General features: G+C 32.6%; 16 protein-coding genes and 2 tRNA genes. 7 read left to right on the forward strand and 11 right to left on the reverse strand.

The features are described from left to right. Positions 1–99 precede the first annotated feature (99 nt). On the forward strand, positions 100–1326 hold the full coding sequence (locus tag MYRA21_RS07990) for a site-specific integrase (protein WP_036496800.1): 1227 nt from the start codon (positions 100–102) through the stop codon (positions 1324–1326). A 195-nt stretch (positions 1327–1521) separates the two neighbouring features. Then, positions 1522–2637 carry a Fic family protein gene (locus MYRA21_RS07995; RefSeq protein WP_039328800.1) on the forward strand — a complete coding sequence of 372 codons (1116 nt, stop codon included), beginning with the start codon at positions 1522–1524 and terminating at the stop codon, positions 2635–2637. Between the two features lie 758 nt (positions 2638–3395). On the opposite strand, the gene MYRA21_RS08000 is transcribed toward MYRA21_RS07995, so the two are convergent. The 11 genes from MYRA21_RS08000 to mce all read right to left on the reverse strand — a co-directional run bounded on the left by MYRA21_RS08000 (position 3396) and on the right by mce (position 10370). Continuing rightward, positions 3396–3866 (reverse strand): RadC family protein, encoded by a 471-nt coding sequence (locus MYRA21_RS08000; protein ID WP_039328801.1) that lies wholly within the window; start codon positions 3864–3866, stop codon positions 3396–3398. Positions 3867–4050: 184 nt separating this feature from the next. Further along, positions 4051–4563, reverse strand: a complete 513-nt coding sequence (locus MYRA21_RS08005; protein WP_039328803.1) for a hypothetical protein — start codon at positions 4561–4563, stop codon at positions 4051–4053. Between the two features lie 2 nt (positions 4564–4565). Continuing rightward, positions 4566–5492: a relaxase/mobilization nuclease domain-containing protein gene (locus MYRA21_RS08010; protein WP_039328804.1), complete on the reverse strand. Its 927-nt coding sequence runs from the start codon at positions 5490–5492 to the stop codon at positions 4566–4568. Position 5493: 1 nt separating this feature from the next. Beyond that, a complete protein-coding gene (locus MYRA21_RS08015) occupies positions 5494–5793 on the reverse strand; it encodes a hypothetical protein (RefSeq protein ID WP_006257449.1) in 300 nt (99 codons plus the stop codon). Between the two features lie 98 nt (positions 5794–5891). Further along, positions 5892–6800, reverse strand: a complete 909-nt coding sequence (locus MYRA21_RS08020; protein WP_039328805.1) for a toprim domain-containing protein — start codon at positions 6798–6800, stop codon at positions 5892–5894. A 194-nt stretch (positions 6801–6994) separates the two neighbouring features. Then, positions 6995–8236, reverse strand: coding sequence for a primase-helicase family protein (locus MYRA21_RS08025; RefSeq protein WP_006260545.1), 1242 nt, complete (start codon positions 8234–8236; stop codon positions 6995–6997). 98 nt (positions 8237–8334) lie between these two features. Beyond that, positions 8335–8622, reverse strand: a complete 288-nt coding sequence (locus MYRA21_RS08030) for an AlpA family transcriptional regulator (RefSeq protein ID WP_006260546.1) — start codon at positions 8620–8622, stop codon at positions 8335–8337. A gap of 91 nt (positions 8623–8713) precedes the next feature. After that, positions 8714–9538 carry a hypothetical protein gene (locus MYRA21_RS08035; RefSeq protein WP_039328812.1) on the reverse strand — a complete coding sequence of 275 codons (825 nt, stop codon included), beginning with the start codon at positions 9536–9538 and terminating at the stop codon, positions 8714–8716. 186 nt (positions 9539–9724) lie between these two features. Further along, positions 9725–9798 (reverse strand) — tRNA-Ile (locus MYRA21_RS08040). 24 nt (positions 9799–9822) lie between these two features. Beyond that, positions 9823–9899: transfer RNA gene (locus MYRA21_RS08045), tRNA-Ile, on the reverse strand. Between the two features lie 69 nt (positions 9900–9968). After that, entirely contained in the window at positions 9969–10370 is a 402-nt protein-coding gene (mce, locus tag MYRA21_RS08050) for a methylmalonyl-CoA epimerase (RefSeq protein WP_006257444.1), read from the reverse strand. 70 nt (positions 10371–10440) lie between these two features. Here mce and rbfA point away from each other — a divergent pair, with 70 nt between their 5' ends. The 5 genes from rbfA (at position 10441) to MYRA21_RS08075 (ending at position 17830) form a co-directional block, all read left to right on the forward strand. Beyond that, positions 10441–10833 carry a 30S ribosome-binding factor RbfA gene (gene rbfA, locus MYRA21_RS08055; protein WP_006257441.1) on the forward strand — a complete coding sequence of 131 codons (393 nt, stop codon included), beginning with the start codon at positions 10441–10443 and terminating at the stop codon, positions 10831–10833. 1 nt (position 10834) lies between these two features. Then, the gene (locus tag MYRA21_RS08060; RefSeq protein ID WP_006257440.1) at positions 10835–12040 is read left to right on the forward strand and encodes an ABC transporter permease; all 1206 of its coding nucleotides are present in this window, start codon (positions 10835–10837) and stop codon (positions 12038–12040) included. A gap of 407 nt (positions 12041–12447) precedes the next feature. Next, complete coding sequence (locus MYRA21_RS08065) at positions 12448–14973, forward strand: tetratricopeptide repeat protein (RefSeq protein ID WP_230456704.1); 2526 nt, start codon at positions 12448–12450, stop codon at positions 14971–14973. Continuing rightward, positions 14973–16751, forward strand: coding sequence for an HSP90 family protein (locus MYRA21_RS08070; RefSeq protein WP_006257438.1), 1779 nt, complete (start codon positions 14973–14975; stop codon positions 16749–16751). The genes MYRA21_RS08065 and MYRA21_RS08070 overlap by 1 nt, the downstream gene beginning before the upstream one ends. A 2-nt stretch (positions 16752–16753) precedes the next feature. Further along, positions 16754–17830, forward strand: coding sequence for a hypothetical protein (locus MYRA21_RS08075; protein WP_006257437.1), 1077 nt, complete (start codon positions 16754–16756; stop codon positions 17828–17830).

The raw sequence follows: 17830 nt of genomic DNA on the forward strand, positions 1-17830 counted from the left end.
TTTAGTTAGTTGTAAAATTTTTAAAATATTTTTGTTTCATCTATTTGCACGATAAGTACCGATTTGTTGTACGTATGTTGTACTTTAAAATTATTTATGATGAAAACGAGTTTAAAAATTGTATTAAAAAAGACAAAATTAAGTGATGGAACTTACCCAATTAATCTTAGAGTTACTATTAATAGGAGGTCTAAATTCTATAAAACACCTTACAGTACTGCACCTAAATTTTGGAATGCAAAAGTGGGGGAGTTTACCTCTAAGTTCCCGAATTTTTTACAAGCCAATAGAATATTAAGTACGCTCAAACAAGATGCGTCAAAAGTATTGGATTTGATGATTGAACAAGAAAAAGAATTTACACTTGAAGTATTTGATTCTCTACTTCGACCAGAGAAGGTTGAGATTGTAAAATTTGTTGCTTTTTTTCAAAATAGGATTGAGCAATTCAAAGAAGCAGGTCAAGTTAGTTCAGCAAGTTCATATAATGATTCATTAAAGGCTTTAAAACGTTTTAAGCCTGGGGTGATCAAATATGAGTTTTCACAAATTGATTATTCTTTTTTAGTAGCCTTTGAAGCAGACTTAAGATCAAGAGGCTGTACAAATGGAGGAATAGGTATATATATGCGTAATATACGTGCTATTTATAATTCTGCTATTAAATCAAAAATAGCATCTTTGGAGAATTATCCATTTAGAGACTATGTGATTTCTAAGTTGAAATCTACCAAGATAAAAAAAGCGCTTACAAAAGAAGAGTTACAGCTGCTACTTGATTATGACTTTTCAGAAAATACTGAAGGAGCTAAGGTGTTGTATACTTATTTATTTAGTTTCTTTTGTCGAGGAATGAACTTTACTGATATCGCTGAATTAAAATGGGATGATATAAATTCTAATCGTTTTAGTTATATCCGAAATAAAACAGGCGTGGCTATTAATGTAAAGATACCAGAGAATAAAGACTTGGATACTATCTTAAACTATTTCAGAATCTATAGGCCATTTGATACAGATTACATCTTTTCAATCCTGGATAAAGATCTAAGCCTATATACTAAAGAAGAACTAAGAGCACGAAAAAGTAGTGTTAGGGATTATTATAATAAGCAGTTAAATATCATTGCAAAGGAATGTGGGATTAAAACAAAGATTACCTTTTATACAGCTCGTCATACTTTCGCTACTCTATCATTAAAAAAAGGGGTGAACTTATATATGCTTAAACAGGCCTTTGGGCACCAATCTATTAAAACTACTGAAGCTTATGTAGAGGATTTTAATAGAGAAGAGCTTGATCAGGCATTTGAGAATTTGTTTTAACTATGTTTGTGGGGACTGATAAAACGTGTTTTGTAAAGAGGGAAGCTTATTTGATTTTTAATAGAGATTTATCTGTTTCTGTTTTACATTATAATTTAATAAAAAATATTTTGATTACAATAATATCTATATTTATGTAATCAAACATCTTTGTTTTTGTTTTTATTTGTATTTTTGTAATCAAAATAAAAATGTATGGATTATAATTTAGAGAAAGCGGTAGATTATCATTATGGTGTTTTTCCTCCAAAGAGTATTGATTATACTCTTTTTATTCAAGAATTAGTGAGGGCTACTGATGCATTGGCACGTTTTGATCAAATGTTAAAAAACCTACATAACACTGAAATTTTATTAGCTCCTTTAAGAAATCAGGAGGCGGTAATATCTTCTAGAATTGAAGGTACAATTAGCACAATGGATGAGATACTTCAATATGAGGCTGATCATGAAGGTGAGGATATCACTACTGCTAAAACCGATGTAATAGAAACTATCTTATACCAACGTGCTTTGAAAAATGCTCAAAGTGCACTTGAAAGTGGCTATGATTTTTCATTAAGCTTTCTTAAGCAAATGCATCAACAGTTGTTATATTTAGGTAGAGGAGCAAATAAATCTCCTGGTGAATTTAAGAAAGAACAAAATTATTTGGCAGATAGGTTAAAAAGAGAAATTCAGTTTATTCCTATTAGGCCTGAAAATCTAGTTGATGGATTAGAGCAGCTTTTTAAGTTTCTAGAAAATAGTGATTTTCCTCCGTTAATTAAAACTGCTATTATGCATTTGGAGTTTGAAGCATTGCATCCTTTTAAAGATGGAAATGGAAGAATTGGAAGAATGTTAATTACGCTGAACTTATGGAGAGAAAAAATTCTTTCAGAACCTCATTTTTATATTAGTGGATATTTTGAAGAAAATAAAGATGAATATATAGAACAAATGCGTAATGTTTCCAAAACAAAGGATTGGAATGAATGGATTCTTTTTTTCTTAAAAGCAGTAGAAAATCAAGCGATTAAAAATTTAGAAATAGCTGAGAGTATAAAGAGTTTGTACGAAACTACAAAAACTGAATTCTCTGAGTTACTATCTTCAAAATGGAATATAGAGATACTTGATTTTATATTTACTTATCCAGTATTTAGAAATAATAAATTTGTTAGTACAACAAAGATCCCGAATGCAACAGCAGTACTAATGATTAAAAAATTAGTTGATAATGGCTATTTAGTTTTAAGAGAAGAATCATCAGGGCGTAGAGCTGCGATGTATTCTTTTGAACCTTTAATGAAATTAGTTAGAGTATAAAAATTGTAATCAATATTTTTTGTTTACATAAAAGTACTGTTTTTTGTAATCAAACTAGTTAGCCTTCAAAAATTGTAATCAATATTTTTTGCTTACATAAAAGTGCTGTTTTTTGTAATCAAAGTAGTTAGTCTTCAAAAATTGTAATCAATATTTTTTGCTTACATAAAAGTGCTGTTTTTTGTAATCAAAGTAGTTAGTCTTCAAAAATTGTAATCAATATTTTTTGCTTACATAAAAGTGCTATTTTTTGTAATCAAAGTAGTTAGTCTTCAAAAATTGTAATCAATATTTTTTGCTTACATAAAAGTGCTGTTTTTTGTAATCAAAGTAGTTAGTCTTCAAAAATTGTAATCAATATTTTTTGCTTACATAAAAGTGCTACTTTTTGTAATCAAACTGATTTGTATGAAAGTAGTGAACTTTTGGCGTTTTTTTAAATTGTGTAATTAAATGGCCTAAAAAAGAAATATATATACTGTTTGCTCTTTTAACTTTTTTTGTAATACACTAAGGTTATATACCTCTTTATATTTGCTTTATCTTGCAGGTATCTTGTTCGGTTTGAGGTACAGTTTTTATTTGATGGTTATTTGATACAAACCTAGTTTTAAAAGTTAAACTACTTAAAATCAGTTGTTTTTTTATTTGATGGTTATTTGATAAAGGGGATTTTTAGCTTCTAAGTAAAATTCATTTGAGTCAAATACAAAAGTGAAAACTAGAGTAATTAAGAATATATAAAAAAACAAAGACACCTATAAGGTGCCTTCGTCTGCAAAGGAGTAGTAACTCTCTTCGGTTATAATTAAGTGATCTAAAAGAGTAATATCAAGTATCTTACTTGCTTCTTTTATTTTTCTTGTAATTTGTCTATCAGCATCACTTGGATCTAACTTTCCAGATGGATGATTGTGAATAATTATAAAAGCTGTAGCATTAGCCTTTAGTAAAGCTGAGAAAATAATTCTTAAATCTACTATTGTTGCGGTTATTCCTCCCGTTGAAGCTTCTAATACTCCAAGTACTTTATTGTTGTTAGAAAGCATAAGAACTTTAAACTGTTCTAATAATTCAATCTTATTACCATCCCAAGCCTTTAATGCTATTTGATATGCACTATAAGAAGATGTAATTTGAGGTCTCTTTGAAGCCTTTACTTTTGATTTGTAAATTAATTCTACTTCTGAAGCGATAAGCCAATCTTTGTTTAAAACTGTAGTTTCCATAATATTAAATTTTTAAATTAATTATGGAGCCACAGTTGGTAATGGCTTAGCAAGCGCAAGAAACGGGCGCAATAAAGCGAAGACTTTAGTCAAGCATTTATGGGGGTTTTCTTGCTAGCGAACCGCGAGGCATTGCCTAACTTTGTGTAATTATTAATAAAAAATAAAACTAAAAATCAATGTACTATAAAGGCTTTTTTGTGTTATTTTCAGAAGAGATTTTCCACTTTTTATATACCTCAAAGTTCTTTGGATTCTCTTTAAAGAACTGATTCAGATACATTAATTCAAGATTCGATTTCTTATTATTTTCTATTAACTGATTATAATCAGAGTAATGAATTGATTTTTTAATCGCAACGTAAATTGATAAACCACTTGTGAGTAAAAGAAAAATATTAAGGGCTATGATGTAGAACATCTTCTTATGACTAATAGCCCTATATATTTTTAAAAGGTCTTCTTTAGTATCATAAAGTGTGGACTGAAATGCAGTGAAATCATCTTGTAATCTTTGTCTATTATTTGACTCAATTTTGTGTAATTCAGACACATTTACTTTTACTTCAATATTATTTATCCTGTTTGAAAGCTGAGTTTGCAGAGTAATATTTTGCTTGAGTTTTTCTTGCAAGTGAACTACCTGCTGAAATAGTAACTCAGTGAGTTCTGTGAGTGTAGGTTGTTTCTTTGCCATAGTTAAAGATTTAATGTTTGTGTTTGTTTTCGTTTTTTCTTTTTAGTTATATCAGGCATATAATCCTCATAGTAATTTCCATAAGCGTTTAAAAAACTAAATAGACTTACTGTATTTGTATTCCAATTTTCAAAACAGATTTGTTTGTCTTGGTCTTTATATAGTACAGTATGAAATAAATCATTATTTGGTTTTGGTATGTTATTTTCAAAGAGTTCATTCAGTTTTAAATTCCGATCAACCTCACTTGCTTTTAGGTTCGTGTTGGTTGGTAAATGAATAAATCTATAGCCTTGAATATTACCTTGTTTGTTTACAGTTGGTTTTACTTCTATTTGATGTGCTAGCATCATATTGATGTACTGATCTAAGTTTTTAGGACGCTCTTTTAAAACAAAATAATGAGCCTTTTTTATTATTTCAGCTGTCTGTTTCTGATTAGTTTTTAAAAGCTCTTTTCTATTTATATTTTCTTGTCTTATTGAAGTCCAATTGTATTTTAGGGCTATTTCGTGAGCGATACTCTGTGCTTGAAATCCGATATAGTTATCTTTTAGTGCTTTTCCATTCTCATCAATACGGTTAATCAAAATGTGAATGTGTTTGTGCTCTTTTTCAGTATGTAAGTAAGCGATGTATTGCGCGTCTTTGGGATTTAATTTTAAACCAACTAAAAAATCTTTTACGAGATTTTCTAAATCTTGGTCTGTCATTTTTCTACTATCTTCAATAGTAGGAGATATAACAACGGAGATTGTATTGTTTTTACAGCGAGTGTTTTGATTTTGTAGAATCTGCATGGTTTGATACATATCTTTCGGAGTTTCCCCCGAAAGATTGTTTCTAGCAAGTTCATAACCTTTGTTTGGATTAATTACATAATTAAAAAGTGCTGCTCCTCCAATACATGTTTTTGCTTTAGCTATCATATTACTTTAGTTTTTCAAGGTGAGCTCTAATTAAGTTTGCTGTTTCAATGGTGGATTCTTTTACCTTAGTGGTATCTCCAAGTTTAAAAAGGTTACCTATTCTTCTAAAGTTATCAGCAAATTTGTTTAGTAGTTTGTAAGTTTCAATTTCATCTTGAGTTAGTTTATAACTTACAGAATATCCCAGGGCAGTACTTCGTAAATATTCAGAAACGCTACAACCAATTTTCTTTGCTTTGTTTTTTATAAGCAGAGATTCAGTAAGGGTAACTCTAAATTCTATCTTGTGTTCTCTTTTCATTGTCTTAGCAATTTTGCGACCTTCGGGAGAAAAACGAGTGGTCTTTGTTCCGGTTCAAATTTTCAATTTGTAAGGACAAAGACACATCTCGATGATTCTCACGTCAGTTTATCGCGGTTAATACTCAGTAAATAATCATTGACATCCTTGTAATCTTTATATTTAGCTCTTGCATCTTTTGTAATTAATGGAAATGCTGCAATTAATTTCTCAGTTGCTTTATCTCCAGCAGTATCATTGTCAAAACAAGCAACTATGGTTTTATATTTAGATTCAAATGTTTCTGAATCGTCTAAGGTTTTATATAAAAACTTGTTCGAGGATTGAATAAGGGTACTTTCTAAAGTGTTAACGGAGTTTAAAATGATGTAATCAAACCTATGTTCTAAATTAGGTTTAAGAGTTATAAAGGATAAAAAGTCGATAAAGGCTTCAAATAAAAATACGGTAGATGAATCATTATTTATATAGGTAGGATACTTGGAGCCAAAGCACATTTGAACATATTTGTTTCTGAGTTCTACTCCATCAAGTTCATTTTGAAAGCCTATTGCATAATAAGCTTTATCTTTAAGGATATAATGTATTTCCTTACAATACCTTTGAGTTGTTTTAATGCATAAGCCTCTTTGCTTGATGTAATATATAAGGTATTTATTTCTCAGAGGTTTAATGGCTGTAATCTCATAATCTTTCTCATCTTGATTAACCTGTGGATTAAAAAGTTGCTGGTGAACAGAAAAAGAATTGTTTGCTAAGATTTTTAGAGCTTCTTTTATATCACATTTGTAATATAGCATTACAAAGTCAATTACATTTCCTTTATATGTACTATCACCAAAGTCATAGAATACATTTTTAGTTACACTAACACTAAACGAAGGGGTGTTTTCTGCTCTAAAAGGAGAATGGTACCAGGCTTGTTTATCATTGATTTTAGTTGGTTTTATACCAAGGCTATCTAAAATAGAAATAATCGATATGTTTTTTGCTTCTTGAGTATTCATAATTTGGGTTGTTTAATTGTATGTTATTGATTTATAGTGTTTAAAGTAATATCTGTATGTCATTTAGTTGTCATCTGATCATCTGATCATAATTGTACTAATAGTGAATTACTTTCTTTAGATGAGCGCAGATGAATCGTAGATGACAATCAGTTTATGATTTATTAATACTTAAGTTATTGGTAAATAGTTTATTAGTTATTTATTTCATCTGTCATCTGATTTAAAAGTGTTTCTTTTGAAATCCTGTAATATTTACCCTTGTGAATAGTCCGTTTTAAAGTACTATCCTCTATCTTGACTCGTTCATAATTATTTGAGTTAGTTGATCTAACTAAAGCTATGTTTTCAAGTATTGTTTGTATCTCTCTCATTGTGATATTATGACCTCTGTTATAATAATTCAGAAGAGCATTAATATCAGAAGGAGTGGTGTCTATTTGATCCATATCAAATTCATTGAAAATAATATCAAGTATGTCAAGCACCAGGTTTTTGTTTTGAAGATCTACATCGTGTTTTAGTTTATGTAAGGCTTCTGTGTGTAGAGTCTCTGGAGTAAACCACATTCGGGTTTTCTTTTCAGTCGTGAAAGGAACTCTATAGAGATAGTTTAAGAAAATAGGAATCTCCTGAATGAGTTTGGTGAAAAATTCAGTAGATCTCTTTCTTATCGGAGGGACTTTAATAACCCAAAACCTTGTTTCTTCTTTATCTATCTTTAGAAAATTATGCTCGTGATTACTTGTCATGATAATCTTAAGAAAAGACTTCTGCTCAACTTTTTCTTGGCCTTTGTATTCAATTGATTGATACATAGCCGTTGAAATGTATTTGATTGCTTCAACAATATCTTTGTTCTCAGATTTTACTTCTTCTATTAATAAGAGAAGTTTACTATCCATCTCACTATTGAATTTTTCTGTAAATGCATTTGCCTTTACAAAAACAGCATTTTTATCAAAGATTTCTTTTATCCAATTTAAAAATGTGGTTTTTCCTGTTTCACGATTCCTAGATACAAGCACTATAATTGGCAATATTTGTTCTGGATAGAATAATAGAATTTTAAAATAATCTATTGCAAGTAGATATTGATTTCCAAAGATGTGTTGTAGAAAATAATAAGTAATAGGTATCTGTTCTTTAAGTGAATTTAATGAAAGTTCAGAAGTAGTGTCAATGTTATATAGAATAGGAGAGTAGGAATTAAAGTAATCTCCTATAAAATGAGTGTAATGAATGTGATTAGGTTCACATTTATAACCAAAGAATTTAGGTAACTCTTTGATGATATCCTTTCCAAAGTCAGTGATGATTTCAGACTTTCTCCACAGTTTACGTTCAACAATGATTTCTTTACCGTTGACGTTCTTCTTTCTTATCGCATAGTACTCTGTTCCTATTCGAATATATTCTGTTGCAGTTGTATTCATATCAAAAAATTTTCAGAAAGAAGTAGTTATATTTACTACTGTTTTCTTTTGTTATAGAAATAGTTATTTAAGCATTGATAGTAGGGCTATCAATGCTTTTATTTTTTTAACTGTTTTGAAAATTGTGATAGAACTTCTTGGTCGGTAAAGACTCTATATTGTTTAATCCACTCAACTATCTCAAGGCGGTCAAAGAATAAGGTGCCATTGGTAGGTTTGTGATGAGGGATTAAGTTTTTAGAAGTTAACTTATGAATAGTACTGTCTGAAAAGCCAGTATAAGCCATCAAATCTTTAATAGTAAAGATTTCTTTTTGAAACTGATTACCTTTAGTAATCATTAGCTTGATCTCGTTAAGCTCTTGAATGATTTTTAGCGTTGTCATAATAAATGTTTTTTGAATTATGACGCTAAACTATTGCAATGAAGCTACTTGAAATGGTTGTTTGTCAGTTAACTGACATTTAATTTTAGTCTTAGGACAGTTTTTTAGATAACTGACTTTTTACATTTTCTAAGATTTTAGCATAAGTTTCTTTATGAGCATTTGTAATTAACTTTCTGCCCTTTTTATTTATTGAATCATAGTTTATAGCTGAATAATCTTCTACAGTTGCATATTTAAAGTAGCGACAACTTTCTTTTAGTGTGGTTTTGTGTAAAGTAAATAAATGTACAAATGGTATAAAGAAAGCTTCTAAGAACATGGCACAATGTTGAGACTGAAGTTCTAACTTAATAGAAGAATCAGGATTATCTGTTTTTTTACTAATACAAGATTCTATAACTCTTTTAAAATCTTCCATTGTTGTGTCATCATTAATAACTTCTTTCTTTAATTCATACAAAGTTTCTTTAATGATAGCCTGATGTGCTGTGCTAAAAACAAATACATTGTCTTTCTTTTGCTCCTGTTTCTTTTTAGAAGGAGTAGTGATATTAATTGTAATTGTTTTTTTAGAAGGAGATATTAGTAGATACTCTTTAGAATTTTTAAATGATTTAAAAGATTCTTTATATATCAAACTTAGATGACTGATTAAAAATATGTTCTGCCCTTTGTGAAAATTAATTGCAGCACTTAATAATAATATAGAGCAAATCAATGCTGTTAAAGGCAAAAGGATATACCATTTAGATATACTATAAAAATATGGTAATTGAAAAGTAGATGTTACTAGGGATATTATTGGTAATAATGCGGCAATTATGTAAGTGAACTTCTTGGAAAGAGTTACAGATTTTAGCTTTTCAAGCTTCTGGTGAAAGAAAAAAAACGGAGTTTCAATAATAGTATTCATAGTGTCTTGTTGTTGGTTAGTAATAAAAGTACTAAAAATATAACTAACTGCAAGAAAATGAAAACTTTACTATCTTTATAGGGTAAAACAAATTGTTGTACTTTTGTTGTACTGATGAAAAAAAAGGTGAAAAAAGGGCAAAAAAAAAGCACCTATTTTACAATAGATGCTTCTCTGAAATTTTAGTGGTCCCACCTGGGCTCGAACCAGGGACTTACTGATTATGAGTCAGTTACTCTAACCAGCTGAGTTATAGGACCGCTCATTTTGAGCGAAAAATTTCGTGGTGGTCCCACCTGGGCTCGAACCAGGGACTTGCTGATTATGAGTCAGCTACTCTAACCAGCTGAGTTATAGGACCAGTTAAAACGTGTTTAACGGGTGCAATATTATGGTTTTTTATTGGTTCATGCAAGAGTTTTAAAAGAAATTATTTAATTTCTTGACATAATTCTATAAGCACCCCATTGGTTGTTTTTGGGTGTAAAAAGGCAACTAATTTATTATCAGCTCCTTTTTTAGGAATTTCGTTTAATAATGTGAATCCTTCTGCTGCTAATCTTTTCATCTCAGCTTCTATATCTTCTACATCAAAAGCGATATGATGGATGCCTTCTCCTTTTTTTTCTAAGAATTTGGCGATAGGGCTATCAGGGTTAGTTGCTTCTAATAGCTCTATTTTATTAGGGCCATTCATAAAGAAAGAAGTTTTTACTCCTTCGCTTTCTACAGCTTCTTCCTTATAAGCTGGAGCACCGAATAGTTTTTCGAATAAGGCATTAGACGCTTCTAAGTCTTTTACAGCTATTCCGATGTGTTCTATTTTTCGCATTTCTTAGTGTTTTGGGTTATATAAACAAAGATAAAAAAGTTTGCTATTCAAAAAATTGTATTTTTGCATCATGGAAACTAATAGACAAAAGAAGATGGGAGCCTTATTGCAAAAAGATATCGTGGATATCTTGCAAGGTGAGGTGCGTAAGAACGGGATAACTAACTTAGTTATTTCGGTTTCTAAAGTGAATATAACAAGTGATTTATCAGTAGCGAGAGTGTACTTAAGTATCTTCCCTATCGATAAAGGTGAAGAGCTACTTAAAGGGATAAAATCTAATGCTCCGTTAATTAAACACGAATTAGCACAGCGAGTAAAACACCAAATGAGAAAGGTGCCAGACTTACTGTTCTACGTGGATGATAGCTTAGAGTATATCGATCAAATCGACAAAGCGCTTACGGGTGATGAAAACCCTATCGCTAATCCTGACTTATTAGAAAAGAGAAAGAAAAAATAGATTGAAGTTTTCCCTATACATAGCGAAACGTTATGCCTTTAGTAAAAGTAAAAGCAAGGCAATTAATGTTATTACGACAATATCTTCTGTAGGTATTGTGGTGAGTGCTATGGCTATGTTTATCGTGTTATCGGTATTCAGTGGGTTAAAAGCGTATAGTCTTTCTTTCGTTGATGATTTAGATCCAGATTTAAAAGTTTTTACCCCAAAGGGTAAAAGCTTTGTAGTCGAAGACAGACAGATTCTGGATTTAGAAGAGTCAGGTTATTTTAAGGGTGTAGCTAAGGTAGTAGAGGATCGCTTGTTGTTTTCGTTTAAGGATAAGCAGGCAGTCTCTATGATTAAAGGGATTGACTCAGACTTCGTTAATGTGACGGACTTTGACGAAAAGGTAGAGTATGGTAGTTGGCTAGAACCTGATACGGATGATGCAGTAGTGGGAGTGGGTATGTCTCACTTATTATCTATGGGACTGTTCGATACAGAGAATGCCTTTGAAGCATTGGCGTTAAAACCTGGTAAAGGAACTATCGAAAATCCTGAGGATGCTTTTATTAAAAGACATTTAAATCCTACAGGAGTATATGTACTAGGTAATGATGATCTAGATAATAAGTATGTGTTCGTCGATATAGATAATGCACGTGCACTACTGAATATACCTACTACTGAGGTGACTAATCTAGAGCTGGCTATTGCTGAAGGAGTATCTGAAGGTAAAGCTATTCAGAAGATTAAGGAGGTACTCGGTGAAGAGTATATCGTAAAAAATAAAACACAGCTAAACGATGGATTGTACCGTATGTTGAATATGGAGAATCTAGTTGTTTATCTGATATTCGTATTGGTGGTGATTATGGCTCTGTTTACATTAGTAGGGTCTATGATTATGATCATTCTTGAAAAACAGCCTAATATTAAAACGCTGAACCAAATAGGTGTACCTGTGAGCGACCTGCGCAAGATATTTTTATTCCAAGGATTAATTATCTGTGTGTTAGGGAGTGTGATAGGATTGGTGTTAGGTGGTATTGTTGTTTCGTTACAAGTTGCTTTTGGGTTTATTTCTATCCGAGAAGGACTTGCTTATCCAGTTGCTTTTAACTGGGTAAATATCTTCGTTGTACTCGTATCTATTATTGTGCTAGGTTTGTTAGCCTCTCTTGTTTCTTCGTCAAGAGTAAATAATAGTTATTTAAAATTATAATTTATTTGCCTTCCTCTTTAGAAGGAAATTGTTAGTTCGAAAGTTAGTCGAACGGTTTTTGCCTATTCTTTATTTGATTTTTTTACTTATTTATTGACTTAATTACGGTGCTAATGTTTTGATAGGGTGAGTGTAAGCTGTTTTTAAATTACAGTATGTGTACTTTATAACTAACTTCTTCTACTATTTGTGAGTGTTTTTCTAAAAGAGTCTTTTTTTCTTTTTTTTCTGTTATTTTTAAGTAAAAAGCATGTTTTTTTGAAATATTGGTAGTATTTTAATTAACTGTTTGAGGGTGGTATGTGTGTGATTTAGGAATTTACTATTTCATGTATTAATTGCCATTTTCCTACATTTGCTATAAAATGAAAAAGAACTAAAAAAATCAGCTTGTTTACAAGGTAGTTATGAAACAGTTTACTATGGAATATTTAAATTACGTTAGAGAATTTGCAAATGACAGTGTGTCTATTACAGCACATGCTGAAGAGTTTTTAAATAAGAATGATTACAGCAATCCACATGAGTGGTATAAAGCGCATGCAATCTGTATGCTGGCTGAACAAATAGGTAAGAATAATGAGGTGCTGGAGAAGCTGTATGATCAGCTGAATGAGGACTCTAACTGTCTTCATAGTAGTATGAGTCTTAGTGATGAGGATTATGCAGACTGGTTTACAGATGTGAAGGCATTGAATGACATATTTATAGATAGAGGATATAAACATGCTTATGCATATCAATATGAATTATTCATTAACTCTAGATACGGATTTAGAGATGAAGAAAGAGCTGTAGGCTATCTAAAGAAAGGTGTGGAATTAGGAGATGACTTGTGTAAATGTTATGTAGGATATGCTATGTATTATGGTACACAAGGGTATGAGAAAGATGAAGAGGGAGCAGTAACAATTCTAAAAACGGCTGTAGATGGAGAGAGAGCAAATATCGCTAATCTGTTTTTGTTAAACATTGAGTTTAGAGGATGTACTTCAGGAGAAGAAGGTAAAGCTGTGGTAGAGAAGTTCTCTGAACTAATCAATGTGAAGAAAAGAGGGCTTTATATCTTAGCTGATTATTATCTAAGAGAAGATGATAACGTTAGTGCTGAAGCTGCTTTAAAAGATGGTATTGCGAATAATAGTGCTTACTGTAAGTACTTGTTAGGAATGATGGCTTGTAATGGTCGTTTTGAAGAATTAGGTTATACAGAAGAGCAAGGTAGAGAGTTACTAGCAGATGCTTATGACTATGGTATCACACATGCAGGATATGTACTAGGGTATTCTTACTTCTATCCTAGAACAGAAGGACTAGAAGCTAAGCAAGAAGCGGGTATTGAAATGTTCAAGAAAGCTATTGCTTACTATTCTAGTGAGGCTACACTAGAGCTAGCTATTATCTACTTGTATAATGAAGATTTTAAAGATATTGCTAAAGGGATGGAGTTCTTAGATAGAGGAGTTGAGTATAAATACGATAGAGCAATGTCTGAAAAAGGTTTTGTTTTATTAGACTTCGAAGAGGTAGAGCGCGATGTAGAAGGAGGAAAAGCAATGTTAGAGCAAGCTATGGCAGCAGGTAATGATTATGCTCCTTATCGATTAGGACTAGCGTATCAGAATGCTGATTTTGAAGAAGAGGCAGATTATGAAAAGGCGTTATATCTATTCGAGTTAGCAGCTGAGCGAAATAACTTATCAGGATTAGAATTAGCGGGTCGTTATCACCGTTTTGGGTATGCTGGAGAACCTAATCTAGAGAAAGCAGTTAGCTACTACCAAAGAGGGATAGAATACTTTAACTCTAATTACTGTAAGGTAGAACTAGCAATGCTATTAGAGAGAGGAGAAGGTATAGAGCAGGATGTTGCTGAGGCAGCTCGCTTATATGAGGATGCGCTGAATGAAGGGTATACTTATGCGGCTATTCGTCTTGGGTTTATCTATGAAGAAGGTAGTATAGGAGAACCTGATTATGCTAAAGCAAGAGCTCACTTTGAGTTAGCTGCAGAACAAGATATGGCTGAGGGTGTGTATCACTTAGCTCGCTGTTATAGATATGGTACAGGAGGTGAAGAGAACCAAGAGAAATCATTTGAGTTATTTTCTAAAGCACTAGAGTTAGGTTTTGTAGACGCTAATGTTGATATCGCTCTGTTCTATGAAGAAGGTATTAACGGTGGAGAGCCTGATTATGAAAAGGCTTTTGAATACATGATAGTTGGTGCAGAGGCAGGGTTTAACTATGCACAGTATAAAGTAGGAGTTTATTACTCTTATGGATATCTAGCAGAAACAAATGTAGAACTAGGTAAAGAATGGTTTGAAAAATCAGTAGAGAGTGGTTCTCCTCTAGGGATGTTGTCATTAGGGGATTATTATCTATATGGGTATGGTGAAGAGAAGGAGTATGACAAAGCCTTTGAATACTATATCGCAGCAGAAGAGAGAAACTATATCTCTGAAGGACTTGGTATTTGTTACCAATTTGGATTAGGAGTAGAGGTAGATGAGGTTAAGGCATTCCACTATTATAAATTGGCTGCTGATAGACAGTATGATTCTGCTATATTCCGTCTGGGATTATGTTACTTCTATGGCAATGGTACTGAGAGAGATCTAGTAGAAGCATTCCATTACTTAAAGCAAGTAGCTGATAGAGGTAATATGGATGCTGCTAGTTATGTAGGGCTAATGTTAGTGAAAGGGGATGGTGCAGAGAAAGATCCTGAATATGGTGTGAGTTATTTGATTCAGGCTGCTGAAGCAGGTTTTGATATGGCACAGTACGAGTTAGCTAACTGTTATTTAAAAGGAGAGGGTGTTCCTCAGAGTGATGATTCTGCTATGGAATGGTATCAACAAGCTGCAGAGAATGGCAATGAAGATGCACAGAAGATAGTAGGAGGTCCTCGTAAAAGAAGAAGATAATGGAAAATCAGAAACAATTTCAGTTTCAAGTGAATATGAAGGGAATGATAGAGCTGTTGTCAGAGCATATATATAGCTCTCCAACAGTATTCGTCAGAGAACTTCTACAGAATGGTATGGATGCGGTGACGGTCCGAAAAGGCATCGATGAAAGCTTTAAGGGAAAGATCAATATCACCTTTGAAGGAGATCGTTTAATCTTTCAAGATAATGGAGTAGGGCTTACACATGATGATGTGCATCAGTTCTTATCTGTTATTGGGCAAAGCTCTAAACGTGGAGAACTAGCTGATAAAGACTTAATCGGTAAGTTTGGTATTGGGTTGTTGTCATGTTTAGTAGTGAGTGAGGCTATTGTTGTAGAATCGCGTTCGCTATATAAAGACGAGTCTGTAAGATGGACGGGTAAAGCTGATGGTACGTATGAAGTAGAAATGATCCCTCTATTAGATGAAGTGGGTACTAAGGTAATCTTAGATGCAAAGAAAGCTTGGCGTAGTCTGTTTAAGCGTGATGAGGTGAAACAGAATGTGCTGTTTTATGGTAGTGCATTACCTATAGAAGTGAACCTAATCGAAAAAGGAGAGGTAGAACAATGCTTAGATGGTAATCCTGTTTGGTTAGATAATGAAAGTTCAAAAGAACAGTTATTAGACTATGGTAAGGAAGTGTTTAAGACGAAGTTCTTAGACGTGTTTAGACTATATTCTGAAGCAGGTGAGATACAAGGAGTAGCTTATATTATCCCGAATAAGGTGAATACTACAGCTACTAAAGAACATAAAATATTTCTGAAAAAGATGTATCTATGCGATCAGGCTACTAATCTGTTGCCTGAGTGGACTTCTTTTGTGCGTTGTATTTTTAATTCGAATGCGTTACAACCTACGGCTTCTAGAGAGTCATTAATGAATAATGCGGTCTTACAAGAGTCTAAAAAGGAGTTAAGTGAGTGTTTTAAAGATTACTTAAAGACACTTTCTATTACTAACCCTGAGATTCTAGAGAAGATTATTAGTATTCACCATATGTTTATTAAGGCATTGGCGGCATCTGATAACGAGATTATGACTATGTTCGAAGATTACCTTCCTTTTGAGACAAATCAGGGAATGATGGCTTTCGGAGAGATTAAAGAGACGTATAAGAATATATACTATACTCCATCTCTAGATGATTATAGACAAATACGTCGTATAGCAGGTTCTCAGAATAAGTTAGTGATTAATGCAGCGTATAGCTATGAAACGGATCTAATAGAAAAGCTTAAACGCTCTCATGCAGAGTTAAAGTTAGAACGTATCGCACCTAATGATATTCTAGAAGAATTCGAAGATGCAATAGAAGATAGTCAACGTATAGAGAACTTTATAGATAAAGCGAATAAGATATTAAAGAGACATTTCTGTAGAGCAGAGGTGAAGAGATTTGAACCAAAAGATACGACAGCAATATATATCGCTAATGAGGATGCTCTGACTTCTAAAAACATTCAGAGTCTGTCTCAAACGTCTAATCCTTTTGCAAGTACGTTACAGCATTTTAAAAAGAAAGAGGAAGTAATGCCGACACTGTGTTTTAATCAACAAAGTGAGTTGGTAGAGAAAGTAATGCTTATCGATGATGATGAGTTGTTTGAAGCTCTAATTAATGTGCTTTATGTACAAGCTCTTATGCTAGGAGGGTATACTATTAATAAAAGAGAAATGGATACCTTCAACGATGCTCTATATCAGTTTATGATCTTAGGAATGTCTAATTTCTTACCTAAATTTTAAGTATGTATCGGTTAGAAATACAAAAGCTGTTATTGGCTATTGATGAGAATCTTGATGATCAAGAACTGTGTTTAAGTTTCATTCGTCAAGGTATTCAGATTGCAGATAAGCACAATGATTTAGACTGGGGCGTAGAGTTGCGTTATAGCTTAATACACGAAGAACGCGCTACTTCTGGATGTACAGAAAGTGTATTGGCTTTTGCATGGATTCTAGATGTCTGTGATCGATACCCTGAGCGTTTTCACGAGTCAGAGTTCTTGTTAGAATATGAGTGGATGCTGTGCTCTGCATATAGTAATGCTTCACTGTCTACAGAGCAGATTCTAGCAGTAGCGGATGATCTGTATACAAGATTAGAGCGCAACCATATCAGCAAAAGAGGATATTACTTCACTATGGCGGAGTATGTGCAGAATATAGGTGATTATGCGAAAGGCGAAGAATACATTAAACTAGCGATGCAAGAACCTTATGACGATGAGAATATAGAGATAATGGAGTATGATTATCGTATAGAGAATTTGGTTTTAATGGGAAGGTTTGATGAGGCTATTGTGCTAATGGAGCAGGTGGAGTTAAAGAAGTTAAGTGATTTTGCTTTGCCTTTTGAGACCTATTGTGCGATGGCTTATTGTATGGCGAAGGTTGAGGATGTAAGAGCGTCTATTTATTTAGAAAAAGCAAAGGCTTCTTTTGAAACATTAAGGGAAGTAAACAGTTCTATGCTATACAGTATGACACGTCTGATGTATGCTATGTATTTACTAAAAGATAGTGTAATGTGGTCTACTTTTGAGCGTATTGCTGATTGGGAGATAGATGCAGAAGATGACTTGCAGTTTATGTTGAGTAGACATGCAGCTTTAATATGTGCTCAAGGAGGCGTGATAGCGTTAGACCTTTCCCCAAGGTTGTCATATTATGAGCCTAACGGCAAGTATGATTTGACACAGTTATACGAGTATTATGACAATATAGCGACTAGATTAGGACTACAGTTTGACTCGCGCAATGGCTCAGATTTTTGTTCTAAGGAGTACAAAGAGTTAAAAATGATGAATGGAATAAAAGTATAA

The sequence above is a fragment of the Myroides sp. A21 genome, from assembly GCF_000807225.1.
GTDB lineage: Bacteria > Bacteroidota > Bacteroidia > Flavobacteriales > Flavobacteriaceae > Flavobacterium > Flavobacterium odoratimimum.